Consider the following 24,502-nt stretch of genomic DNA (forward strand, 5'->3'; position numbering starts at 1 on the left):
GGTTACTTCCAACTCAAGCAAAACTTAATAACTTAAGTACCTGGCACGTTTAATTGCACGTTTAATTGAGCTATGGGCACTGGGTATTGGGATGATGTTATTAGAGGAAAGCCTTAAAGACTTCGTTGGCGATGGGAAAGGCGGCATCGGTGAGCCGGATGCTGTGGTCGTCGACCTCGAGGAGTCCCTGCCGGACAAGGCGGGGAATAACGTCCGCGAAGGCTTCCAGGGGGTCCTGGCCGAAACGCGCGGCAAAGGCGGTGCGGTCCAGGCCTTCAATGAGGCGCAAGCCCAGGAAAGCCGTTTCGGCCATCCGCGTGGCCCGGTCCGGGCATTCTTCTTCGACTACCGGGAGCCGGCCCTGGAACAGGCGGGCGGCATATTGCAGCAGGTCGCGTTCGTTGGTCTGGCGGCGGCCGTCCAGGTGCGAGCAGGCCCCGGGTCCATAGCCCACGTATTCCTCGTTGCGCCAGTAGGCCAGGTTGTGGCGGCAGGCGTAACCGTTGCGGGCGAAGTTGGAGATCTCGTACTGGTGCAAGCCGGCGTCTTTCAGGCGGTCCTGCAGGTAGCGGTACATGGCCGCTTCCAAGTCCTCATCGCCGCTTTTCAGGCGTCCCTCGGCCACGAGGTCGGCCAGCCTGGTGCCTTCGTGGATCTCCAAGCCGTAGGCGGAAACGTGCTCGGGCGCCATGTCGATGGCGGTTTCGACAGTCTCCCGCCAGTCATCCATGGTCTGTTCCGGAACGCCGTAGATAATGTCGAGGTTCAGGTTGGCAAAGCCCGCATCCCTGACCATCTCTATGGCTTCCACCACGTCTTTGAACTTGTGTGAACGCCCCAACAGTTGCAGTAGCCGGTCCTGGGCGGCCTGCATCCCGAGGCTGATGCGGTTGACGCCGGCCTTGCGGAGTTCGAGGAGCTTAACCTCGTCGAGTGTTCCGGGGTTGGCCTCCACGGTGATTTCAATGTCCGGGGCAAAAGAGTAGTAACGAGAGAACTGCTCGATAATGCCGGCGACGACCTTCCCGGGCAAGGTTGTCGGGGTCCCCCCGCCGAAGAAAATACTGGCGGCCTCGGCCTCGCCCAGGAGGCCGGCCCGCACCTCGATTTCCTTGGGCAGCACCCGCAGGTACAGGTCGGCGTCCACCCGGTCGAAAGGGTAAGAGGTGAAGTCACAGTAATAGCACTTGCGTTTGCAAAAAGGAACGTGAACGTAAACAGCAACCTTTTTCATTTGTCACCTATGCTGAGCACGGCCATAAAGGCTTCCTGGGGGATTTCGACGTTGCCCACCTGTTTCATGCGCTTCTTGCCCTCTTTTTGCTTTTCGAGGAGCTTGCGCTTGCGGGTCACGTCCCCGCCGTAACACTTGGCTAGAACGTTTTTGCGCAGCGCCTTGATGGTTTCGCGGGCGATGATCCGCTGTCCTATCGCCGCCTGCACCGGTATCTCGAACATGTGTCTGGGGATGAGTTCCCGCAGGCGTTCCACGATGGCCTTCGACCGGTAGTAGGCGTTGTCGCGGTGCACGATCAGGGAAAGAGCGTCCAGCGGCTCGCCGGCGACGAGGATATCCACGCGTACCAGGTCGGCGGGACGGAAACCGAGGATTTCGTAATCCAAGGAAGCGTACCCGCGCGTGGAGGACTTCAGGCGGTCGAAAAAGTCGTAGATGATTTCGGCCAGGGGCAGATGGTAGATCAGCATGACCCTGTCGGCACTCAGATATTCCATGTTGTGGAAAACCCCCCGGCGCTCCTGGCAGAGTTCCATCACCGGGCCCACATATTCCTTGGGCAGCATGATCGTGGCGACCACAAACGGTTCCTCGGTGGTTTCTATCTCTCCGGCCGGGGGCATGTCCGAGGGGTTCTGGATCTCGATCACCCGGCCGTCGGTGCGGGTCACGCGGTAAACGACGCTCGGCGCGGTGGTAACCAGTTCCAGCCCGTATTCCCTTTCCAGCCGCTCCTGGATGATCTCCATATGCAAGAGCCCCAGGAAGCCGCAGCGGAAACCGAAACCGAGTGCGACCGACGTCTCGGGCTCGTAGAAAAGCGCGGCGTCGTTCAGAGCGAGCTTGTCCAGGGCGTCTCGCAGCCGGTCGAAATCTGCCGTATCGATGGGGTACAAACCGCAGAAAACCATCGGCTTGGCCTTGCGGTAGCCCGGCAGGGGTTCGGCGGCGGGGCGGGCAGCTGAGGTGATCGTGTCGCCGACCCGGCAGTCCTTGACGTTCTTGATGCCCGCGGCCACAAAGCCGACTTCCCCGGCCTTCAGGTCCTCCACCACGGCCAGCGCCGGCCGGAAAATACCCACTTCGGAAACCTCGAACTGCTTGCCGGAGGCCATCAGCCGGATGGGCAGGCCTTTCCCGATCCGCCCTTCCATCACCCGGACGTAGGCGATCACGCCCTTGTAGGAGTCGTAATGCGAGTCGAAAACCAGGGCGCGCAGCGGGGCGTCGATGTCCCCCTTGGGAGCGGGGATGTCGCTGACGATGCGCTCGAGAATCTCGTCGACGCCGACCCCCATCTTGGCCGAGGCCAGGATGGCCGAAGAGGCGTCGAGCCCGATGACGTCCTCGATCTCCTTGCGCACCCTGTCGGGGTCGGCTCCGGGCAAGTCGATCTTGTTGATGACCGGGATGATCGTCAGGTCGTGGTCCAGGGCCAGGTAGACGTTGGCCAGGGTCTGGGCCTCAATGCCCTGGCTGGCGTCGACGACAAGCAGGGCCCCTTCACAGGCCGCCAGGCTCCGCGACACCTCGTAGGAAAAGTCGACGTGCCCCGGCGTGTCGATGAGATTCAGCTGGTACTCCCGTCCGTCGCGGGCCCGGTAATGCAGCCGTACGGCCTGCAGCTTGATGGTGATGCCGCGCTCGCGCTCCAGGTCCATCTGGTCGAGGACCTGCTCCTGCATCTCCCGGGAAGAAATAGAGCCTGTATACTCCAGGAGACGGTCGGCCAGCGTCGATTTGCCGTGGTCGATATGGGCGATGATGCAGAAATTGCGGATTTGGTCCTGCTCCCGTGTCACAGACAAAACACCCCATATAAATATCAACATCTTAGTTTATCCGTAACGGGCAGGGCCGGTCAAGCCATATGAGCGTTGAGCATTGGGCTATGGGATATCTGCCTTTTATTGGAAGACGCTTCCCATATGGGGAAACGAGGCGGGGTCAGACTTATGAATTATAGCAATCATGCGTTTGTTCCTGCGATGCGGTTCGTAATCTCTCTGATTATATCGTTACCTCTGAGTCGCCATTCGGTGATCACGGGGACGGCGGGGTCGCGGTCCAGCTCCGACCATGCCGGTTTAAATTCCTTGGGGATTGCGAGAACAAACCCCTCGTTGAGAACCTCGATCCTTACCCTGTCCCCGCCCAGGCGCTCGAAAGCCGCCGCGCGCACGGCGGTATCGTCGCCGAGGGCCCGGTCGAGGTGACCGACACAGGTCGCCGTCCCCCAGGCCAGTCCAACGATTAAGAACAGTATAACGAGCATCATTCCGCGCATTCTTTTTTCGACCCTCGCTCTGGGGTCAGACTTATTAATCTTATAGATATACCTTTTATGGAAACATTTTGGCGAAATGCTAGATTATATTGATGGATAATTAAGGTAAATATATAACAATCATAAGTCTGACCCCGGTTATAGTATCGCTCCTAGTTCTCCATTTCAGACAGGACCGCGGCAAGGACACGCGCAAAAAGCTCGGCGGCGTACGCCGCTTCCGCCCGGTGGTTGTTCACGCCCCCTATCTCGACCAGGATGGCGTGCGGGTGGAGGAACTGGTTGTAGCGCCCCTCCTTGACCCTGACGCCGTATACCAGTCCGGGATACAGTTCCTCGGCCTTTTCGGCGATTTCCTGGGCAAAAGCGTAGTTCTCGCGCCAGTTCGGGAAGGGCTGGCGGGCGTCCGAGCCCACCACCAGCAGGATGGTCGCCGCGCTGCGGCCATTGATGGAGACGACGCTGTACTTCCGGTCGCGCTTGCTGTCACGGTGCACGTCCAGCAAAACGTCGATTTCGGGGTGTTCGTCGAGCATCTCCCTGGCCGTTTCCAGCGATTTCAGGTAGGACTGCGGGTAGGAGGCGTCGTGGACTTTGGCCGAGCGCACGGTATGAATCCCTTGCTGCCGCAGGCATTCTTCGAGGCGGGCGGCCACGTCGACGACCCCGCCCGGCCTGCCGTCCAGGCGTTCCACGCCGTCATCGAGAGGAAAGGTTTCGCCGGTATGGGTATTGTAAATGCCCACCGTCCGCTGGGCGCCGGTCCCGTATGCCTGCTCCGGACTCGCTGCATCGCCGTCTTCCGGCAGATCCATGTAGACGACCTTATCCTCGTCGGTATCCAAAGGCAGCTGGCTGAGGACGATCCCCTGGGGACCCGAAAAATCCACGCCGCAGACCACGCTCAAGGCTATGCGCGCCGTGTCGAGGGGATCGGGGACGTCAGGCCCCCACGCGGGCATGGCCATATCGATGATCAGCTTGGGGTTTTTCACCGTCCAGGCGAGGGCTTTGCCTGTACCCGCCCTGGCCAAACCGGGGAGAAAGATCCAGGCTAAAAGCGCCAGGGCCAACATGAGGGAGACATTGCGGCAGAAACGATGCAAACGCAAAAAAAAGACCCCCCTCCTATCAAATATTTACGCCTTGGAGGGGGGCCATATGCTCTACCGCAGCATGGTGGGGACGAAAGCATCAATAAGGCCGATAACAAACGCAGCGATCAGCGCCCCGATGATGCTGACGGAGAGCAGGCCGGGAATGATGAACTGCGCCAGGTAAATAACCACGGCGGCCACGATGAAGCCTACCAGGCCGCGGCTCTGCGGGGTAACACGGTCACCCAGGAGAAGCTCGGCCAGGTAACCGAGGATCGCGATAACGGCCGCAGCGATCAAGGCTCCGACAAAACCGCCCTTGACCACGAAGCCGGGGGACACCCAGCTCACGATCATCAGCACCAGCGCAGAAACAACGAACCTGATGATGGCTCCCAGCCAATTCTGGCGGATGTTTTGTTCAGCCATCCGTTGCACCTCCTTTCAGACAAATCTGGTTAATAGCATTTGCAAAAAGAAGGAAAACTATACAAAACAGTCATCAGTCGTCGGTCGTCGGCTGTCAGACTACGAACAAATTCGCTGCATTGGGACTTCAATCTTCATCCCAGTGCTCAGTGCGCAATAGCCGGCTGCGCCGGCTATTGCATTTTGGTACCTTGCGTGTTAAAATCGCCGTTGGGAGGTGAGAACGTGGCCAAGAACCGCTCGGCGATGAAGAGAGCCAGGAAAATCGAAAGACGTACGCTTCGCAACAAAATGTTGAGGTCAAGCCTGCGCACCTCCATCAAGAAGTTTGAGCAGTCCTTAACCGCAGGTGCCGAGGACGCCCAGGAAAAGCTCAAGAAAGCCCTGGTGGCTATCGATAAAGCGGTGACCAAGGGGATCCTGCACAAGAACACGGCGGCGCGCAAGAAGTCCCGCCTGACAAAAAAGCTCAACGCAACGTCCTAGTTTTAGATGTTAGACTTAAGACGTAGGATGTAGGACGTAAGAGGAGAAACCAAAGGTTGGTGGCCTAGAATCCGAAGGAATTCGCTCCGCGAATTCCTTTTAATTTTGGGAGCATTGAGCCTTGGGCATTGGGGATGGCCGTAAACGGCCTGAAGTTGGATGTTCGATATCGGATGCTTGAAGTACCGCGGACGACCGTCCTGGTTACCTGTACGACGTACGGCTAACGACGTATAGCGTGGAACCTACGTCCTATGTCCTACGACTTATGTCCAATATGAGGTCGGTGAGCGCCGGGAGAAAGTCCCGCCGTCCCTTCTTCACGTCCGCGTCGATCCGCAAGACCCCCTCAAGGGCATCCATAACCGGCTGCACCCCCAGCAGTTTCCGCTGACGGAGCATCTTCTGCACCGCGAAAGGCGGGATACGCAGCCGTGAGGCTATCGCGGCCGGGGCCAGGCCGTCGCGTGCCAGTTCGTCGACGGCCAGGATCATCCGCAGCTGGCGGGCCAGCAAGGCCAAAACGGCAAAAGGCGATTCACGGGCCTGGAGCAGCGTGCGGATACCCTGCACCGCCTTGCCCGCCTTCTTTTCGGCGATAGCGTCGACAACGGCGAAGACCGTCTCCTCGGCCGAGGGAGGCACCAGGTTCCGCACGTCATCCTCGGTGATCGAATTCCGTTCCCCGACGTAGCAAAACAGCTTGGCGCATTCCTGTTCGAGGCCTGCCAGGCCCGCCGCGGAGGCGGACGCGGTCAGAAGCCGTACGGCCGCGCCGGTAAACTCCTTGCCGGCTTCCCTGGCCCTCTTTACGAGCCAGCGCTGGACATCATCGAGGCTCAAGGGGGCAAAATCGATAACCCGGGCATGCTGAACAAGGGCTTTGGCCAGTTTCTTCCGCTTGTCAAGCTGTCCGGGCCTGACCAGTACCAGGCACGTCGTGGGGTACGGGTTCCCAACGTAACGCGCGAGGGCATTGACGCCCGCCGCGTCTTCCCCCCGCCTGCCGCCCGTCCCCTCGCCTATCGAGGGGGCGTTTTTGACCACGACCAGCCTCCACCGGCTGAACACCGGCGGGGTCTCCGCCGCCGCGACGACGGCCATCAGGTCGGCGGTATCACCGTCGAAGGAGTCGTAGTTGAACGAGGCCGTGGCCGGTTCGAGCAGCGCAGCGTAAAGCAGCTCGACGGCCTTCTGCTGCAGGTAGGCTTCCTCGCCGTGAAACACGTAGACAGAGGCGATTTCCCCGGACTTGATTTCGGCATCGAGATTTAAATAGTACCTCATTCGCGCTCCAGTTTGGCCATGATCGCCTCAACCTTGCCCGCCATGGTCAAGGCCTTGTCCCGGCGGTCGTCGATCTTGAGCGTCGTGACCACGCGCTGGACGCCGCCGGCAAACGGAGCCTCGTGCATCCGCCTGACGACGCGCAGGATATCGTCCAGGGGACCTTCAACGACCGTACCCATCGGCGTCACGCGATAGTCCAGGCCGCTCTGGTCAAGCACGCGAACGCAGTCGGCGACATAGGCGCTGACGCTGGCCGTCGGGGTGCCAACGGGCAGCACGGAGATTTCGGCAACCGCCATCATCCATCCCCCCGATAAAGAAGTTAGAGGCCGGACATCCGCAGTCGGACTCGATGAAATGCGCTGGAGCGAATTTCTATCTTGGAACGGCCCATTATTGGGGTAATCTTATCACGAGGCTGCTCGCGTCCTCAACACGGCTTCAGTCTCAGGTTTGAAAGCAAAGGCGGCTTGTCTGGCGTGACGCGATTATTTAGTATTAATATGAAAAACCTGTTAGGACTTCTTGGCATAATAAAACGCACATAACCAAACCGCCGGATTTCCTCCAGGCTGACGCGGAGAAAGGGTGAATGGCATTGCTGAGAGAGGTTGATAAGGGCCGGACCTTCGTCGGGCGCCTGCAAAAAGGAGACGATCTGCTTATAGCCTTGGGAGAGATCTGCTCCAAAGAAAAGATCGTCCTCGGTGAAGTCCGTGCCATCGGCGCGTTGTCCAGGGCGCGGATCAGTTACTATAACCAGAAACAGCGTTCCTATGAAACCATAGAGTTCCCCGAAGCCACCGAGCTGGTTGCCCTGGTGGGCAACATCTCGCTGAAAGACGGGGCGCCCTTCGTTCACGCCCACGTGACTCTTGCCGACGAGGAAGGACGGGCCTTCGGAGGGCACCTGGTGAACGGCTGCGAGGTGTTCGCCTGCGAGTTCGTCATCCAGGAGCTTGTCTCGGCCATGACCTTCGAACGCGGCATGGACGAGGATACCTGGCTGGCCCTCTGGCGAAGGGAGTAATCGCTTGGCTTTGTCAAAGCGGCGGGCATCGAGAGGTGAGAAGTCAGAGGTGATACGGGGCGGCCGGTCTTAACCCGTACCCGGCGGCCGTCACTCTCGATGATTACGGCGCCGTCCCTGTCAGTGCGCAAGACCCTGATTCCCCGCTTCTCAAGCAATTCCAGAGTATCCTTTCTGGGCAGCCCAAAGCGGTTCTCCCGACCTACGGAGATAACAGCCACCTTTGGTTGAACCCTGTCCAGGAAGTCAGGACGGCAGGTACTTCCATGATGGGGTATCTTCAAGATATCGGCCTTTAGGGGAAAACCACCCTGCAGAAGGCGTTCCTGTCCCTCGGACTCCAGGTCCCCCGTTAGCAGAAAGACAACACTGCCGTATGCCACCCTTAACACCGCCGAGTTGTTGTTCTCGTCCGCCCCGGTTCCCCGCAGCGGTTGTTGCGGGGGACCCAGGAAGGCGATGCCCAGAGCGGGGTCGACGGCCGTCCGGTCTCCTGCTTCAACCGGGTAAAGGTCTATGCCCTGACCCCTGATCCAGGTCAGCAGGGGAAACCCTTCACCGTCACGGTCAAGAGCCGGTGCAGGTACGGCTAAAGCGTTCACCTTCAGCCCGCTGACCAGAGCCCGCGCCCCGCCGGCGTGGTCCTCGTGCAGGTGAGTAATAACCAGCAGGTCGATCCGGTTGATACCCAGTTTCTTAAGGTAAGGAAGAACCACCTTGTCTCCCGCCCCTGAACCTGATTCAAACTCGCCCGGCCATCCCCCGCTGTCAATTAACAGGTTCTTCCCTCCGGGGGTGCGCAGGAGAATACTGTCCCCCTGCCCCACATCGATGAAGTGGACTTCCAGGGTACGGTCGACCGGGAAAAACCAGACCGTTGCGGTAAGTACCAGTAACACTACCACAAACTTTCTCCCGCCGGCAAACAGTGCCCCGAACCTTGCCCGCCACTCCCGATCCGCAGCCGCCCGGACAGCGGCCCACAAGACGGCAAACCAGATCCCGATCACCCACGGCGCCGGAGAAGCAACAACAGGAGCGGCACCGGGAAGGAGAGCAATCCACCGGACCGCCCCTGTAAAGAGGTCCACCAGCAGCCCTGTAAAAGGTCCGATAAGCCATGCCAGCCAAGGAACCACCGCACCAACCAGCCCCGCAATCATGCCCAGAACGAAAATCAGGCCGACCAGGGGAACAACCACCCAGTTAGCCAGCAGGCCGTAAGTCGAATAAAGGTTGTAGTAGTAGGCGATCAGGGGCCAGGTCGCCAACTGTGCAGCCACGGGTACAGCTATGAACCAGCCCCAAGCCGTTCTCCAGGGGACACCTATCCTCCCGGCCAGGTGTTCGCAACCCCTTACAAGTTCCGGGCCGATGAACAGAATCCCCCAGGTGGCGGCAAACGAAAGCTGGAACCCGGCGCTATAGAGCGCAAAGGGATTAAGGATCAGGATCAGCAGCGCGGCCACGGCCATTGCCGTGGGCCAGTCCCGAGCCCGACCAAGCTGCTGGGCTCCCAACAGCATCATCCACATCACCGAAGCCCTCAAGACCGGCGGCTGTAGCCCGACAATCAAGGCATAAACAGAAAGCACTGCTGCTGCACCGACCATTGTTGACAATGGTCCCGCACGTAACTGCCGCGCCGCAAACAGCACTATTCCGACCAGGAAACCTACGTGCAGACCGCTGACACTTAGGACGTGGGCCACCCCGGTGGCTGCGAACACGGCAGAGAGGTTTTGCGGGATGATACTGCGTTCTCCCAGGGTAATCCCCGCGACCACCACCGCCTGATCTTCATTCAACGCTTTGTATAACCCGCCAACGAGCTTCTCTTTTAGGCCCGAGGCGAGAGCCCGGATCCTCCCGTCCGTACTGTCCAATCTCACTGCCTGACCGTCCCCGCGCACCCGGAGCAGCATGCCCACGCCTTGTCGCTCCAGGTATGTCCGGTAGTCAAAGGCTCCGGGGTTGCCCGCGCTTTCCGGCAGGACCAGTTTTCCCTTAACCCGAATCAGGTCGCCGTAACGGAAAGAGTAATCGGGCAACACAACGACAACTCTGCCGGATGCCGGTCCCTGTCTTGGCCCGATGGCCAGGCGCTTTACTTCGAGAATGTACATTATTCCGTTTCGCCGGTAATCAGGCTCCTCCGCCACCACTCCTTCCACGGTTACGAAGTGACCGTCCAAAGCTCGCAATGGTCCTTCTACTGTACTTCTGGCTTGCAGCGCCGCCCCGCTGCCGGACAGGAGGAAAACAAGGAAAAAGAGCCCGCAACTGATCGCAAAGGCTCTTTTATGGGTGATGACGGCGGCAACAAGGCAGGCAACGGCGAGACCGAGGATCACTATAACGGGTAGAGTGATGAACCCCGACAGCAGGATGCCGGCTCCGAAGGCCACAACAGCATGGACAAGGGGGCGCGCTACAGGTGCTTGCATTTCAGCGGACTGTGATCAGCGGTCGCAATTCCGCCATTTTGCTCTCGCCTATTCCGGGAACGTTTTGCAGGTCGTCAACTGACAGGAAAACACCGTGTTCCTGGCGGTACTGGATAATCCGTTGGGCAAGGGTGGGACCGATACCAGGCAGCCCGTCAAGAACCGCCGCATCGGCGGTGTTAATATTGACCAGGGCAGACTGAGGCCCCGTTCCGCCGGGAACCCCTGACGCAGGTGGATCAGGCCGGACCTCGGGGACGAGGATTTTCTGGCCGTCCTCCAAAAGGGCGGCAAGATTGAGCGCGTCGATATCCGCCGCGGCCTGCGGTTTTGCTTTCAGGACAGCGTCGTTGACCCGGGCTCCCTGTTCGAACTCGTAGACCCCGGGTTGCTGCACCGCCCCGGTAACATGCACAAGAATCTTGACCGGAGGCGCGTCACCATCAATCACAGCCGCTCCTGGATGAGCGGTACCCCTTACGGCCGCATACTTATACCCGATCCCGAAGATGATCACCACCGCCAGAACGGCCAGAGCTAAGTATTCTTTGCGCATACTGCTCAGCTCCACTCCGACTCCAAGTTTTGCCATATTTCACCGTGGATCTACAAATTCCTGCCGCCATCATCCCTTTCTTGAACCCAGAGTGTGCCGTCCGTATTGACCATAGCCAGAAACACCTGTTCGGGGCGCATACCCTTTGCTGCCAACAGTTCTTTGAGTTGTGATGCAGAAACTCCGGCCCTCGCCAGGTTGTCATCGTACACCGTTCCATCAGAGATGAGCACATAAGGATAGCGCGTTGGACGGTCCCCCTCCCGGGGGATGACACTAAGCTGCCCCGAGTTCTCCAGGACGGCAAAGGCCACCCTCCGCAAATCGGGATGGCCTTCCTGCCTCAACTGTTCCAGGATTTCGTCGAGGTTATAACGCGCCGAACGCATTTCCCGGATGTCGAAACGTCCGTCCTTAATCACAACCTGGGGAACACCGCTCAAGAGCCGCCGCAAGGTCTCCCAGCGCAAGGCCGCGGAAGCGAAAAAGATTTCGAGAATAACCAGGACACTGACCGGAAGCAGCCCATGCCACAGTGGAATGTCAGGATTCTCAAGGGGCATCGCCGCCAGCTCGGCGATGATGATGGCCACTACAAAATCAAACGGGGAAAGGTGCCCGATCTCCCGCTTGCCCATCAAACGTAAGAGAAACAGGACAACAATGTAAGTGAATACCGTCCGGAGGATGACGCTCAGTATGGTCAACGAGTACACCCCGATGGCGGCTTTGGGCTTTGCTTAGTTTATCTTGCCTCCTGCGCGGCCGGATAAGTAGATTCTGCTGAAAAAGTAACCTTACGAGCGGTGTGCTGTACCGGGGCATTATCTTTGGTCACTGTGTCCGCGCCAAGGAATGAACTCGCTCGCCTCGGGCGGCGCCGAAACTCGCCTGCTTTCGCGGGCGAAAAACACGTCGCCGCTATTCTTCGGCTCGCTGCGTTCTTTGAACCGGCTCCCAATGAGACCTCCGATAATGCCCCGGCGCCCGCCAAGAGGAATTCTTCAGCGGAATCTGAGCGACAAAAACGGCCCAGCCTTGTAGACTGAACCGTTCCTTGCCGCTTGGGCAAAAGCCGAAGAGTATAGTCTTGCGCATTGGCCCGTTGGTTTGAGAGGGAAGGAGACTACCGGCTGCCGGGCCGCTATGCGGACGCTAGGCCCTCGCCCAGGTAGGCGTTCCTCACGCTCTCGTCGGCCTGCAGTTCCTTGGCCGGGCCGGAGAGCACGACGCGTCCCGTCTCCAGCACGTAGGCCCGGTGAGCGATCTCCAGGGCCATGTAGGCGTTCTGCTCGACCAGGAGAACGGTCGTTCCCTGCCGGTTGATGTGCGTGATGATCTCGAAGATTTCCTCCACGAGGATCGGGGAAAGGCCCATCGACGGCTCGTCAAGGAGCAGGAGCTTGGGCTTGGACATCAGGCCCCTGCCGATGGCCAGCATCTGCTGCTCGCCGCCCGACAGCGTACCCCCCAGCTGCCTGGCCCGCTCCTTAAGCCTCGGGAAACGGGAGAACACCTCTTCAAGGGAGGCCTCGATCTCGCCCTTATCCTTCCGGGTATAAGCGCCCATCATAAGGTTCTCGTAAACCGTGAGCGAACCGATGATCTTGCGGCCCTCAGGTACGTGGCTGATGCCCATGGCCACTATTTTGTGCGGCTTCTCATTGGTGATCGGCTTGTCCTCGAAAACAATCTCCCCGCTGCGCGCCCGGTTCAGCGCGGAGATCGTGCGCAGGGTCGTGGTCTTGCCGGCCCCGTTGGCGCCGATCAGGGTGACGATCTCCCCCTGGTCGACCTCGAACGAGATGCCGTGCAGGGCCTGGATGTTGCCGTAGAATACGTTGAGGTCTTTGACAACAAGCATTACGCCGCCGCCCCCTTACCCAGATAGGCCTTCAGCACCTTGGGATCCTTGCGGACTTCGTGCGGCAGACCCTCGGCGATGATCACGCCGAAGTCCATCACCACGACGCGCTCGCACAGGTTCATGACCAGTCCCATCTGGTGTTCGATAACCAGCACGGTAAGGTCGAACTTTTCCTTGACAAAACGGATCAGCTCGACCAGTTGGAGAACCTCCGACGGGTTCATCCCTGCGGCCGGCTCGTCGAGCAGGAGCAGTTGCGGCTCCAAAGCGACAGCCCGGGCGATTTCCAGGCGCCGCTGCGCGCCGTACGGCAGGCTCTTGGCCTTCAGATGGGCGCGGTCATCCAGGCCCAACGTCTCAAGCAGATCGAAGGCCTGCTCGGTAACGCGCTCCTCCTCGGCCCGGAAGCGGGGGGTCCGGAAGACGGCGTCGATCAGGTTGTACTTGACACGAGGGTGAAAGGCGGCGCGAACGTTATCCAGCACCGTGTTCTCCGGGAAAAGCCGGATGTTCTGGAACGTGCGCGCGATCCCCATTTGCGCCACCTGGTAGGGCTGAAGCCCGACGATTGGCTGCCCGTTAAGGGTCATCGTGCCGCCCGTCGGCGGGAAATACCCGGTGATCAGGTTGAAAACCGTGGTCTTACCGGCGCCGTTGGGACCGATCAGGCCGACGATCTCCCCCCGCTCAATGGACATGGTAAAATCGCTGACGGCCTTAAGCCCCCCAAAGTTGATGGATAGGTCCTTAACCTCGAGCAGCGACACGGTTAACCCCCTTCCTGCTGATCTGCGGCTTCAGGAAACCGTACTCGATGCCGCCGAAAATACCTTGCCGGCGGACAAGAATGGTGACAATCAGAATAAGAGCGTACAGGACACCGCGAAAGTCCAGGAACTGCTCTCCAAGGACGATACGCAGGACCTCCAGCAAGAAGACCCAGCCTACCGCCGTGATGATGGTCCCTGTCAGGCTGCCCAGCCCCCCGAGAACCACGATAAGCAGGTAGTTGATTGACCAGAGAAAGTCAAAGCTCGTCGGGTGCAGGAACGGATAGCGGAAAGCGTAAAGCGCCCCGCCCAGCCCGGCGAGGGTGCAGCCCAGGACAAAGGCGACCATCTTGTATTTGAAAGGGTTAATGCCGACTACGTTGGCGGCCACCTCATCTTCACGTATTGAAGTAACCGCACGCCCGTAGCTGGAGTGGACGAAGTTGCGGCACAATATGATAGTCAGGATGAAAATAATAAAAATGATGTCAAACGTCGCGAACTGCGGAATGCCGAACATCCCCCGGGCGCCGTTCAGCATCGGGATGATCCTGTCAGAGTTGTTGAAGCCGACTGTAACGATGATGCCGAAGCCGAGCGTAGCGATACCCAGGTAGTCTGATTTCAGGCGCAGTACCGGAAGGCCGATAAGGTAGGCGATAAACCCGGCCACGAACGCGCCGAACACCAAGGCCACGAACATTATCGGCAAGCCCGCGTCGGCGTACGTCTTGCCGACCAGTCCCGCCGCATAGGCCCCAAGTCCGGCAAAGGCGGCATGGCCGATGGAGAACTGTCCGGTGAAGCCGTAGATGATACTTAAGCCCAGGGAAATGATCGCCACAATCAGGCCGTTATCTAGAATGCGGGCCCAGTATGGGTTAAGATACCCGGTGACCAGGGCCGCCTTCACCATGAGGTAAACAAGGACCGCCCCGCCCAGGAACAACAAGGCTTGTCTTCTGCTTTCCGCCACGTGGACCAACCCTTTCTATACCTTCTCCGGCACGTTCTTGCCGAGGATGCCGGACGGTCTAATCAACAGGACAAGGATCAAGATGGCAAAAGCGATGGCATCGCGCAACTGCGAGGAAATGTACGCCGCGGTCATGGTCTCGACCTGGCCCATAATCAAGGCCCCCAGCATGGCGCCCGGAATCAGTCCGATGCCGCCGAGAACTGCAGCCGTGAAGGCCTTCAAGCCGGGCATAATCCCCATAAAGGGCCAGATCTGCGGGTAGGCGATGGCGTAGAGAACCCCGCCGACGGCGGCCAGCATCGAGCCGATCGCGAAAGTGATGGAGATCGTCTTGTCCACATCCACGCCCATCAGGCGGGCGGCATCGTGATCGAAAGAGACCGTCCGCATCGCCGAACCAATCCTGGTCCGGTAGACGATGTACTGCAGGAGAACAAGCATGAGAATGACGGTCACGAAAATAATCAATTGAATATTGGTAATGGTTAGGCCGCCGAGATGCCAGGCGATATCCTTAAAAGGTCTCTGTACGACCTGGTAGTTCGGCCCGAAAACAAACTTGAGGCTACAGAAGTATTCCAGGAAGAACGACACGCCGATAGCGCTGATCAGTGCCGCGATTCTGGGCGCGTAACGCAGCGGGCGGTAGGCGATGCGTTCAATGGACATGCCGAGGATGGCGCAAACCGCCATCGCCACCATAATGGCCACCGGCCAGGGGAGGCCCCAGTGGCTGAACCCGAGAAAGCCGATGAACGCGCCCACCATAAACACGTCGCCGTGGGCGAAGTTGATGAGCTTGACGATGCCGTAAACCATGGTGTACCCCAATGCGATCAGGGCGTACACCATACCAAGCTGCAAGCCGTTGATGACTTGTTGCAGAAAAGCTTCCAAAACCAAATCCCCTCCCCAATAACCCGCTAGGATACTATCATAAAATACAAAAATCTTCAACAATGAAGTCAGATGCCGGAAGTCAGAGGTTGGAGACTCCGACCTCCGGTCTCTAACCTCTCTTGCTGCCGGCCTTTATAGTCGCACCGGTTGTAGACAAAGTTATCGGGGAAAGGGCTAAAGCCCTTTCCCCGATGCATCATCGTTTGGATTTAAGGATTGACGCTCTTTACGAAGACCTGCTTGCCGTCCTTGATCTGCAGGATGGCAGCGGACTTCACGGGGTTGTTGTTCTCGTCGTAAGTAATGCTGCCGCTGACGGTCTGGAAGTTCTGCAGGGCCTTGATGGCGTCCTTGATCTTCGCGGGATCGCTGGAGTTGGCATCTTCGATGCCCTTCAGCAGGATGAGGGTGGCGTCGTAGGCCAGGGTGGCCAGAGCATCCGGCTTGGCGCCGTATTTGGCCTCGTACTTCTTAACCCACTCCTGGACCTCGGGACGCGGGTCTTCCGGGGAGTAGTGGTTGGTGAAGTAACCGCCCTCCATCGCCGCAAAGTCGAGTTCCGAGGAGTCCCAACCGTCGCCGCCGAGGAAGACGGCCTTGATGCCCTTTTCACGGGCCTGCTTGCCGATCAGGCTGACCTTCTGGTAGTAGTCGGGCAGGTAGAGGACGTCGATGTCGAGCTTGGCGATGTTGGTAAGCACGGCCGAGAAGTCGGTGTCCTTATCGGTGTAAGCTTCGGTGGCGAGGACCTGGCCTCCGCCCTTAGTGAAGGCTTCGGTGAAGAAGTCCTTCAGCCCGATGGTGTAGTCATTACCCTGGTCGAAGAGGATGGCCGCTTTCTTCGCCTTGAGCTCGTCGAGGGCGAACTTCGCCGCGACGGTGCCCTGGAACGGGTCGATGAAGCAGGCGCGGAAAGCATACTCCTTCAGCTTGCCGTCGGCAACGGTGACAGCCGGGTTGGTCGCCGTCGGGGTTACCATCACAACGCCGTTGCCATTGGCAACTTCGGAAATGGGAATGGTGCACTTGGAGGTAACCGAGCCAATGATGGCCTGAACCTTGTCCTGGGTGATCAGCTTGGTGGCTACGTTGACGGCCTCGGTGGCGTCGTTGCGGTCGTCGGCGGTAACGGTCTTGATGGTGAAGTCGCCGACCTTGTAGTTTCTCTCTTCCAGTGCCAGCAGGAACGCGTTCTTGGTGGATTCGCCGAAGGTCTTAACGTCGCCGGTCAGGGGGCCGATGAAACCGATGGTGATAACCTTCTCGCCTTCAGCAGCCTTTTGGTCGCCGGCTTTGTCACCGCCGCCGCAACCGGCCGCTACCAGGGCTACCGACAGCAACAACACCGTCAGCAGCACCATCCACTTGGATAGCTTCACTAACAGTCCCTCCCATAACATGAATTTAATATCATTGACAGAAGCAGTCTGTTACCGGTAACGGTAAACACCACCTCCCGCCAAGAACATCCAAAAAACCATCGTTTGCAGGATGTAAGGTCCGGCAGCTGATCGGTAAATATTCTGTGATAACTACCGTCTCTCCTGCAACAACCCGCCCCGCCGCGCGGGGAAATTTTCTTGCCGGCCGTAATCGCAACAGCAGATGCTTATTTGACATTTTGTACGACAATTCCTTCTACCGAATAGAACAAAACAAGCTGGCAGATGTTTTTAGCGTTCGGCCGGGGACGAAGCGATATTCGGCTTCACCTTTCTCACGCCGCCCATCGGCCTGTCGACGTCCCCTGTATACCTGGGAATCACGTGAAAATGCAAATGCCAGATGGTCTGTCCCGCGCAAGCCCCGTGGTTGACGCCGATATTGTAGCCGTCCGGCCTGAACTTCTCGTCGAGCAGTTTGCGCACGTCCTTGATCAGGCTGTAGCAGGCCACGATCTCCTCGTCAGTGGCGTCAAAGAACCCCGGAAAGTGGCGTTTGGGAATCACCAACACGTGACCCGGGTTAACGGGGTACTTATCATAGACGGCATAGGCCAGGGCGTTTTCGCAAACAAAGTTGTCGCGCGGCATGGAGCAGAAAAGGCATTCCGGCACGGCTGGATTCCCTCCGTCTACCCTGAAAATAGTCCTTGCTATTCGGGTCTGGGTTTATCACCGCAAGTGACTTTGCTCAAGCTTCGAAAACCGTTCTTAGCGAAGGAGAGGTCAGCGTGGCCGCCGACGAGGACGTCCGCGGGCGCTTCCGCCGTCGCAGCGTCGGCCGTACGCTTGCCCTCGGCTCACTGCGCATTCTTGATTTATACTCCCAACGTTCGCTGCGGCCAAGGCCTCGGCGCGTACTTGGGTAACCTGCTGAAAATTACACCCGCGAACAATCCGCAGGAGGCCTGCCACACTCCGAACCGAGCTTAGGCAACCATCAAGAGGCCGTTCAAAAGCGAGCATGGCACGGAAGGCGAGGAGTCCAGCGCGGAGCGTACTGGATGTACGTGAGCACTGGACGTCGATGCCTGACAAAGCCGGGCGAAGCTTTTCAACGGCCTTATAGAACGGTCGAAGCGGAGCACGGAGCGTCGGGGATAACCCAGACCTGCTGCAACCGTTTTTCAATGTCTGTGGTGCTGCATTTTGCAGGATGGGGGTCTTTAAATTTCACTACCAGCATAAAACGTTATGCTTTACCCATGCAATACCTGGCGCCCTTGGAGCGTTGGAGAATTCGGGCAGCGAATACTTTTGAGTCCGATGTCCGACATCCGAACATCCGGCCTTCTTCTTGATGGTTTTGTTTATGCTTTTTTGTCATAATTTAAGGGAAAGTCCTAATGCGGGCTGTGCCCGCGCACTGGGCGCTCGGCTGCCGGCACTGAGATGTATCTCGGGGCTTGGGGACGGCCCGTCAGGTTCACCCTTATCCGAATGCCGAATGCTGAATGCCGACTGCTATATTTTTAAGGAGGAGTCATGGCGAAAAAACAAAAAAAGGTACCGGTCGTCCTTTTCCTGTCCCTGGCCTTAAACCTCGCGCTCGGGGCCTACGTCTTGTTCGGGTCCGGCGCCCCGGCGGGGGACCGGCCCGTTTCAGGCGGGGAAACCCGGCGGCTGACAAACGAAATCGCCGCCCTGAAGCAAGAGATAACCCAGCTCCGGGCGGAGAACGAGAAACTGCGGAAAAACGCCGGGCAGGCGCCCCAAACCGTGACCCCGGACAGCCAGGACCAGACGGTTTACTCCTGGTATTTCCGCCGCAACAGCGAGCACAAGCCGCCGACGACGGACGCCGCCTTCGTGCGCATGTTCAACAACGGCAAGGGCCTCTACCTGGGCGATACCGCGTCCAGGAAGATTTACCTGACCTTCGACGAGGGCTACGAAAACGACTACACCAGCCACATCCTTGACGTCCTCCGGGACAACGAGGTACCGGCCGTTTTCTTTGTCACGGGTCCATACGTGAGGAGCCAGCCTGAACTCGTCAAGCGCATGGCCGTGGAAGGGCACGTCATCGGCAACCACACCCAAAACCATCCTTCGATGCCCAAGGTCAGCAACACCGTGCTGCGGGACGAGATCTTAAGCGTCCACGAGCAGGTCAGGAGCCTGACCGGCCGGGAAATGCGTTTCCTGAGGCCCCCGATGGGCGAGTTCAACCAGCGAACCATCGACCTAACGGCCCAACTGGGCTACAAGACGGTGTTCTGGAGCATGGCCTACAAGGACTGGGATGTGCAGAACCAGCCCGGGCGCGAGGCCGCCGTCAAACACGTCCTGGACAACGTCCACCCGGGAGCGGTCATCCTCCTTCACGCCGTCTCCCAATCCAACGCCGAAGCCCTGGACACGATCATTAAGCAATTGAAAGCGCAGGGCTACGTCTTCGGTTCACTGGAAGAATTGCGGTAGGGTTATCGAAAATGTAGTTGCTTTTTTCACAAAGGTGGAGTATAGCTTGTATTGAGCGCTGAGCACTGAGCATTGAGGGGATTTATTGTGCGCATCACTATTATCGGTGCCGGGAAAGTGGGCAGCGAGATCGCGCGTCGCCTGGCGGAGGACAACCACGACATCGTCGTCATCGACCGGGACGAGGCCAAGCTCACCAAAATCGAGCAGCAGATGGACGTCATGGTGGTGAAGGGGAACGCCTCCAGCGCCTCCGTCCTCAAGCTGCCCGAAGTTTTGCAGAGCGACCTGGTGGCCGCCGTGACCAACTCCGACGAGGTGAACATGATCGCCTGCATGATGGCGAAGAAACTGGGCGTGCCCAGGACGGTCGCCCGCATCCGCGACCCCGTGTACGCCCGGGATCTGGTTGTCTCCAAGGAGGACCTGGGGCTGGACCTGATCGTCAACCCCGAATACAGCGCCGCCCTGGAAATCGCGCGCCTGCTGACCGTTTCCCTGCCGGTGCACACCGAGCCCTTTGCCGACGGGAAGGTACAGATGGCTGACGTCAGCGTGGACGATTCGCACCGCCACGTTGTAAACAAACGCCTCATGGACATCAACGTGCCGGAATCCTGCCTGATCGTCGGCATCTCGCGCAAGGGGCAGATGATCGTCCCCGGCGGGCACGATACGATCCTGCCCGGCGACACCCTCTACCTCATCGGTCACGTGGACAGCGTTAACAAGTTCGCGGCCAAGCTGAAGAGAAAGCGCCACCAGAAAACGACCAACGTCATGATTCTCGGCGGGGGCCGCATCGGCTTCTACCTGGGGGAAAAACTCTGCTCGCTGGGCCTGAAACCCAAAATCATCGAGCAGGACCCCGAAAAGTGCCGCGACCTGGCCGAACGCCTACCGGACGCGCTCATCCTCCAAGCCGACGGCTCGGACATCGAACTCTTAAAACGCGAAGGGATCAAGGAAATCGACGGGTTTGTGGCCGTCACCGGTTTCGACGAGGAAAACCTGCTCATATCCCTGCTAGCTAAACAGTTAGGAGCCAAGCAGGTCATCGCCAAGGTGAGCCGCCCGAGCTATACGTCCCTGATCGAGCAGCTCGGCGTCGACGCCGCCATCAGCCCGCGGCTGATCATGGCCAGTGCGATCCTGCGCTACATCCGCGGCGGCCGCCTGCTCTCCCTGGTCCTCTTGCTCAACGGCCAGGCGGAGGTCATCGAACTGATCCTGCACCCGGACAGCCGGACGGTGGGGAAACCATTAAGCAAGCTCGGACTGCCCAAGGGCATCATCATCGGGGCCATCAAGAGAGGCAACCAGATCATCATCCCCAAGGGCGACGTCGTCCTGAACGGCAACGACCGGCTCGTGGTCTTCGCCGTCGGGCACCACGTCAGCGAGATCGACGGCCTGTTGAATGTAGGGGGAGTTCTGTCTGAATAGGCAGCTCATTTTAAAAACCCTGGGCATCCTGCTGCTGGCCGAGGCCGCGGGCCTGCTGGCCAGCCTCGGTATCGCCGCATACGACCGGGGTCCCGACGTACGGGCCTTTATCATTTCTTTTGCTGTCACGGCCCTTGCCGGAGCGGCCCTGGCCACCCGCAAGGTGAACTACCAGGACGTCGGCTACCGGGAAGGGTTCGCCGTCGCCGCCCTCGGCTGGCTGACGACGGCGCTTTTCGGATCGCTGCCCTTCATCCTCAGCGGGGCCATCCCCCATCCCGTGGCCGCCTTCTTTGAAACCATGTCCGGCTTCACCACCACGGGCGCATCCGTAATTCCCGACGTGGAGGCCCTGCCGAAGGGCATTCTCTTCTGGCGCAGCCTTACCCACTGGCTCGGCGGCGTCGGAACGGTCGTCCTCGTAGTCGCCCTCATTCCTTCGTTGCGTATCGCCGGAATGCAGTTTTTCCGGGCCGAGGTCACCGGGCCTACCAAGAGCAAGGTTCTCCCGCGTGTCGCCCAGACCTCCCGTGAGCTGTATAAAATATACCTGGTTCTTACTCTCCTGGAGATCCTGGCCCTGCGCATCGCCGGCATGCCGTGGTTTGACAGTTTCATTCACACCTTCGGGACGGTAGCGACCGGCGGATTCTCCAACAAAAACCTCAGCGTGGGGGCTTACAACAGCCTTGCCGTCGAACTGATCATCGTTTTCTTCATGCTTTTGTGCGGGATAAACTTTGCCCTGCACATCCGGGCCATGCAGGGTAAGCCTCAAGCCGTCTGGAAGGACCGGGAGACACAGGTTTACCTGGGCATCGTTCTCGCCTCCGTGATCTTCATCAGCGTCAACCTGGCCATGCTGATGGACCTTGAGCCCGGTACAGCAATACGCCAGGCGCTCTTTCAGGTCTCGTCCGTCATCACGACCACCGGTTTCGCCACGGCCGACTTCGACCGGTGGCCTGATTTCAGCCGCATGATTTTAGTCATTCTGATGTTCGTCGGGGCCTGCTCCGGGTCAACCGGGGGCGGTATAAAAGTGATCAGGATGATGGTGCTGTGGAAACTGGGGATCAGGCAACTGCAGAAACTGATCCACCCGCAGGCCGTGATCCCGGTGCGCATCGGGCGGGCCGTCGTTCCCTCCGAGGTCACCGATAGCGTGCAGGCCTTCTTTATTCTTTACATCGGCATTTTTATCGGCGCAGTGCTCTTTATGGCAGGCATCGGTCTCGACTTTGTCAGCGCGCTGACCGCGGTGGCGGCTACCCTGGGCAACGTCGGCCCCGGCCTGGGCGTCGTCGGCCCGATGACCAACTATGCGGGCATTCCCGCCGCGGGGCAACTCCTGCTGTCCCTTTGCATGCTCCTCGGCCGCCTCGAGCTCTTCACCGTTCTCGTCCTCTTTAACCCCGGCTTCTGGCGGAAATAAAACAAAGGGCGCCTCATACAGCAAGGCACCCATGAGTCGACGTTGTTAAGTCAAAAAAATCTCGTCCCCGAAACACGGCATTCGGCGTTCAGCATTCAGATAAGGGTTAAACCAAGCCCCGTGCTGACAGTAAGTAAATCCGAGTGCCGACAGCTTAGCGCTGAGCGCGCTGGCGTAGCCGGCTTCTGAGTGCTGATAGCTTAGTGCTGAGTGTGCCCGGCTCTCGATCGCGAAGTGCGAAACAGTCTACTGATTAACAAGTTTTTACGCTTTGATCCAACGTTACGTTTAAAAGGCCTATTGAGGGCTGGGCTTTAGCGGGCTGGGCAGGCTTCACACCCGGGCGCTCCGGCCGGAAGTAAACCCGGTAGCAAGCCAGACAATAGACGACCACGTAGGCAATCATTGCCGCCATTACAACGTAGAAGATCTGCACGTGATCACCTCCCAAAGATGATGCGGGAGCGTCCCTTAACTTAGATTGTATACACTATACAATTAAGTGCAACCTTTCACAAGTTTTCGCAATAGGGAAAGTATTCTGAAAATAACACGACTTGCAAGCCTGGCCCTGCTCAGCCAAAGACGGCCTCCAACGCGGCCGGAGGAACGTAAGCAACACCGTAAGCAATACTGTATATCTTCCGGTGTTGTACAAGAGCTGACTAGCCAAACAAAACCGTAAGCTCTATACTTGTCCTGAGGTGTAGATGCTTGTCGGCAAAACGGACTTTCCTCATCGTGTCGATAGCTTTTATAGTGGTGGTCGTGGCCGGAGGGGCGCTGCTCGCCGTTTATGAAAATCTAAGCATTGTCGACGGGCTGTGGCTTTCCGTCGTCACCGTCCTGACCATCGGCTACGGCGACCTCGTCCCGCGCACCGGAGCCGGCAAGATCGTCTCTGTCATACTGGTGGTGTGGGGGTTTACCCTTTTCACCTACCTGATGTCGGTTTTTGTGTCCGTCTTGCTCGAGGGGAAACTTACGAACGTCTGGGGGAAGCGAAAGATGGAGAAGAAAATCAGCTACCTTAAAAACCACGTCGTGGTTTGCGGGGGAGGCAGGGTCGGCAAGGCCGTCGTCGAGCAACTCCTCCACGAGCGGGCGCCGTTTGTGGTCATCGAAAAGGACCCTGAAAGGGTCAAGGAACTTCAGGACATGGGCGCCCTGACCGTTACGGGGGACGCCACCGATGAAAAGACGCTTCTCGACGCCGGCATACTGCGGGCGCGCTCCGTGATCACCGCCCTGCCCGAGGACGCCGGAAACGTCTTCATCACCATCACCTGCAAGGACCTCAACCCCGGCATCATCGTTGTCGCCAGGGTTCACCGGCCCGAAGGCGAACAGCGTCTGCGCCGGGCCGGCGCCCATACCGTCGTCTCCCCGGCGGCCATCGCCGGAGACCGCATGGCCCTTGCGGCCCTCAAACCGGCCAGCGTGGAGTTCATTCAGACCCTCTTCGACCGCAGCAACATCAGCCTGGCGATGGAGGAAATCAACGTGTCCGAAGGGTCTTCCCTGGTACACAAGGCCCTCAAAGACTCCCGGCTCCGCGAAGACTACAGCATCCAGGTTCTCGCCATCATCCGCGAGGGCAAGCTGATCCATCCGCCGGACCCCGGGGAAGTCTTCCTCCCCCGCGACACGCTGCTCGTCTTCGGACCCATGGACAAACTATCCAAACTCGAAAGCCTATAATGGCGCTGAGCGCTGGGTACTGGGATACACAGAAGAGATTCGGTAAAGCCGAATCCCTTCAACTATATCAATACTTAATGCTTAGTGCTCAATGCTATTTAACGAGGGTGACCGGGCATTCGGCAAACTGCACCACTTTCTGCGCCACGCTGCCGAAGACCAGCCCGCCCAAGGCTCCCGCCCCGCGTGTCCCCATAATGATCTGGTCGTATCGCCCTTCCCTGGCCTTCTTGGCGATCTCCCGTCCCGGGTCGCCTTTGCCGACCAACGTCTCGACCTCGACTCCGGCCTCCCTGAAAACCGCGACCGTGCGGTCAATAATGGCCTTCGCCTGTTCATCGGCGAAAACCGGAACCGAAGGGATCAGCGGAGTATCAAAGACGTAATCCGGGAACAGGTTGTGGACGTGAAAAACGGTGACCCGCATTTCCGGGTTGTTCTTGCACAACCCGGCGGCGTACTGCGCCGCCCGCAGCGCGTAATCCGAACCGTCCGTTGGCACCAGGATTTTACTCAATGTGCTCCAAACCTCCTCCGGGTGGGCTCAAAAAAGGGCACGTCGGTAGCTACAAGGGCGCTTTCCGACCAAGGGGCGTACCCAAAAGATGGCGTTTTCGGGCTATCCTACCCTGAAAAACGGCCCTTGCTATTCGGGTCTGGGTTTATCCCCGCAAGCGAC

The 24,502-nt window shown here is 58.8% G+C and carries 23 protein-coding genes and 1 pseudogene; 6 read left to right on the forward strand and 18 right to left on the reverse strand.

Features of this window, described 5'->3' with window-relative positions; genetic code table 11:
• Positions 1 to 100: 100 nt before the first annotated feature.
• From hemW to ACUM6F_RS10285, 5 genes are all read right to left on the reverse strand, one after another.
• A complete protein-coding gene (gene hemW, locus ACUM6F_RS10265) occupies positions 101 to 1,234 on the reverse strand; it encodes a radical SAM family heme chaperone HemW (RefSeq protein WP_445349170.1) in 1,134 nt (377 codons plus the stop codon).
• Complete coding sequence (lepA, locus tag ACUM6F_RS10270; RefSeq protein ID WP_445349171.1) at positions 1,231 to 3,039, reverse strand: translation elongation factor 4; 1,809 nt, start codon at positions 3,037 to 3,039, stop codon at positions 1,231 to 1,233. The genes hemW and lepA overlap by 4 nt, the downstream gene beginning before the upstream one ends.
• A gap of 167 nt (positions 3,040 to 3,206) precedes the next feature.
• Entirely contained in the window at positions 3,207 to 3,515 is a 309-nt protein-coding gene (locus tag ACUM6F_RS10275) for a hypothetical protein (RefSeq protein ID WP_445349172.1), read from the reverse strand.
• Between the two features lie 161 nt (positions 3,516 to 3,676).
• A complete protein-coding gene (spoIIP, locus tag ACUM6F_RS10280; RefSeq protein ID WP_445349173.1) occupies positions 3,677 to 4,636 on the reverse strand; it encodes a stage II sporulation protein P in 960 nt (319 codons plus the stop codon).
• Between the two features lie 54 nt (positions 4,637 to 4,690).
• Entirely contained in the window at positions 4,691 to 5,050 is a 360-nt protein-coding gene (locus tag ACUM6F_RS10285; protein WP_425620950.1) for a phage holin family protein, read from the reverse strand.
• A gap of 225 nt (positions 5,051 to 5,275) precedes the next feature.
• Here ACUM6F_RS10285 and rpsT point away from each other — a divergent pair, with 225 nt between their 5' ends.
• Entirely contained in the window at positions 5,276 to 5,536 is a 261-nt protein-coding gene (gene rpsT, locus ACUM6F_RS10290; protein WP_425620949.1) for a 30S ribosomal protein S20, read from the forward strand.
• Between the two features lie 252 nt (positions 5,537 to 5,788).
• Here the strand turns inward: rpsT and holA are convergent, their stop codons facing one another.
• A complete protein-coding gene (holA, locus tag ACUM6F_RS10295) occupies positions 5,789 to 6,823 on the reverse strand; it encodes a DNA polymerase III subunit delta (protein ID WP_445349174.1) in 1,035 nt (344 codons plus the stop codon).
• Positions 6,820 to 7,125 (reverse strand): MTH1187 family thiamine-binding protein, encoded by a 306-nt coding sequence (locus tag ACUM6F_RS10300; RefSeq protein ID WP_425620947.1) that lies wholly within the window; start codon positions 7,123 to 7,125, stop codon positions 6,820 to 6,822. Before ACUM6F_RS10300 ends, holA begins: the two co-directional genes overlap by 4 nt.
• A 293-nt stretch (positions 7,126 to 7,418) precedes the next feature.
• Here ACUM6F_RS10300 and ACUM6F_RS10305 point away from each other — a divergent pair, with 293 nt between their 5' ends.
• Entirely contained in the window at positions 7,419 to 7,856 is a 438-nt protein-coding gene (locus tag ACUM6F_RS10305; protein WP_425620946.1) for a PPC domain-containing DNA-binding protein, read from the forward strand.
• Between the two features lie 122 nt (positions 7,857 to 7,978).
• On the opposite strand, the pseudogene ACUM6F_RS10310 reads toward ACUM6F_RS10305, so the two are convergent.
• From ACUM6F_RS10310 to ACUM6F_RS10350, 9 genes and pseudogenes are all read right to left on the reverse strand, one after another.
• Positions 7,979 to 10,303, reverse strand: a pseudogene (locus tag ACUM6F_RS10310) (DNA internalization-related competence protein ComEC/Rec2); the annotation flags it as partial.
• Position 10,304: 1 nt separating this feature from the next.
• Positions 10,305 to 10,895 (reverse strand): helix-hairpin-helix domain-containing protein, encoded by a 591-nt coding sequence (locus ACUM6F_RS10315; RefSeq protein ID WP_445349175.1) that lies wholly within the window; start codon positions 10,893 to 10,895, stop codon positions 10,305 to 10,307.
• 14 nt (positions 10,896 to 10,909) lie between these two features.
• A complete protein-coding gene (locus tag ACUM6F_RS10320) occupies positions 10,910 to 11,566 on the reverse strand; it encodes a DUF421 domain-containing protein (RefSeq protein ID WP_426377442.1) in 657 nt (218 codons plus the stop codon).
• A 437-nt stretch (positions 11,567 to 12,003) separates the two neighbouring features.
• The gene (locus ACUM6F_RS10325) at positions 12,004 to 12,723 is read right to left on the reverse strand and encodes an ABC transporter ATP-binding protein (RefSeq protein WP_425620944.1); all 720 of its coding nucleotides are present in this window, start codon (positions 12,721 to 12,723) and stop codon (positions 12,004 to 12,006) included.
• The gene (locus tag ACUM6F_RS10330) at positions 12,723 to 13,493 is read right to left on the reverse strand and encodes an ABC transporter ATP-binding protein (protein ID WP_425620943.1); all 771 of its coding nucleotides are present in this window, start codon (positions 13,491 to 13,493) and stop codon (positions 12,723 to 12,725) included. The genes ACUM6F_RS10325 and ACUM6F_RS10330 overlap by 1 nt, the downstream gene beginning before the upstream one ends.
• On the reverse strand, positions 13,474 to 14,472 hold the full coding sequence (locus tag ACUM6F_RS10335) for a branched-chain amino acid ABC transporter permease (RefSeq protein ID WP_445349176.1): 999 nt from the start codon (positions 14,470 to 14,472) through the stop codon (positions 13,474 to 13,476). The genes ACUM6F_RS10330 and ACUM6F_RS10335 overlap by 20 nt, the downstream gene beginning before the upstream one ends.
• 15 nt (positions 14,473 to 14,487) lie before the next feature.
• A complete protein-coding gene (locus ACUM6F_RS10340; RefSeq protein WP_425620941.1) occupies positions 14,488 to 15,372 on the reverse strand; it encodes a branched-chain amino acid ABC transporter permease in 885 nt (294 codons plus the stop codon).
• 212 nt (positions 15,373 to 15,584) lie between these two features.
• Positions 15,585 to 16,754, reverse strand: coding sequence for an ABC transporter substrate-binding protein (locus ACUM6F_RS10345; protein ID WP_426377441.1), 1,170 nt, complete (start codon positions 16,752 to 16,754; stop codon positions 15,585 to 15,587).
• Positions 16,755 to 17,048: 294 nt separating this feature from the next.
• Positions 17,049 to 17,432, reverse strand: a complete 384-nt coding sequence (locus ACUM6F_RS10350; RefSeq protein WP_445349177.1) for an HIT family protein — start codon at positions 17,430 to 17,432, stop codon at positions 17,049 to 17,051.
• Between the two features lie 870 nt (positions 17,433 to 18,302).
• Between ACUM6F_RS10350 and pdaA the strand changes: the two genes are divergently transcribed.
• From pdaA to ACUM6F_RS10365, 3 genes are all read left to right on the forward strand, one after another.
• The gene (gene pdaA, locus ACUM6F_RS10355; protein ID WP_445349178.1) at positions 18,303 to 19,241 is read left to right on the forward strand and encodes a delta-lactam-biosynthetic de-N-acetylase; all 939 of its coding nucleotides are present in this window, start codon (positions 18,303 to 18,305) and stop codon (positions 19,239 to 19,241) included.
• A gap of 87 nt (positions 19,242 to 19,328) precedes the next feature.
• Positions 19,329 to 20,687, forward strand: a complete 1,359-nt coding sequence (gene trkA / locus ACUM6F_RS10360; RefSeq protein WP_445349179.1) for a Trk system potassium transporter TrkA — start codon at positions 19,329 to 19,331, stop codon at positions 20,685 to 20,687.
• A 70-nt stretch (positions 20,688 to 20,757) separates the two neighbouring features.
• Positions 20,758 to 22,122, forward strand: a complete 1,365-nt coding sequence (locus ACUM6F_RS10365) for a TrkH family potassium uptake protein (RefSeq protein ID WP_445349182.1) — start codon at positions 20,758 to 20,760, stop codon at positions 22,120 to 22,122.
• A gap of 253 nt (positions 22,123 to 22,375) precedes the next feature.
• On the opposite strand, the gene ACUM6F_RS10370 is transcribed toward ACUM6F_RS10365, so the two are convergent.
• Entirely contained in the window at positions 22,376 to 22,558 is a 183-nt protein-coding gene (locus tag ACUM6F_RS10370; RefSeq protein WP_426377440.1) for a hypothetical protein, read from the reverse strand.
• A gap of 278 nt (positions 22,559 to 22,836) precedes the next feature.
• On the opposite strand from ACUM6F_RS10370, the gene ACUM6F_RS10375 reads away from it, so the two are divergent.
• Positions 22,837 to 23,823 carry a potassium channel family protein gene (locus ACUM6F_RS10375; protein WP_425620935.1) on the forward strand — a complete coding sequence of 329 codons (987 nt, stop codon included), beginning with the start codon at positions 22,837 to 22,839 and terminating at the stop codon, positions 23,821 to 23,823.
• A gap of 94 nt (positions 23,824 to 23,917) precedes the next feature.
• Here ACUM6F_RS10375 and ACUM6F_RS10380 read toward each other — a convergent pair whose 3' ends face one another.
• Complete coding sequence (locus ACUM6F_RS10380) at positions 23,918 to 24,340, reverse strand: universal stress protein (RefSeq protein WP_445349180.1); 423 nt, start codon at positions 24,338 to 24,340, stop codon at positions 23,918 to 23,920.
• Positions 24,341 to 24,502: the final 162 nt, after the last annotated feature.

It is taken from the genome of Desulforudis sp. DRI-14 (assembly GCF_052618305.1).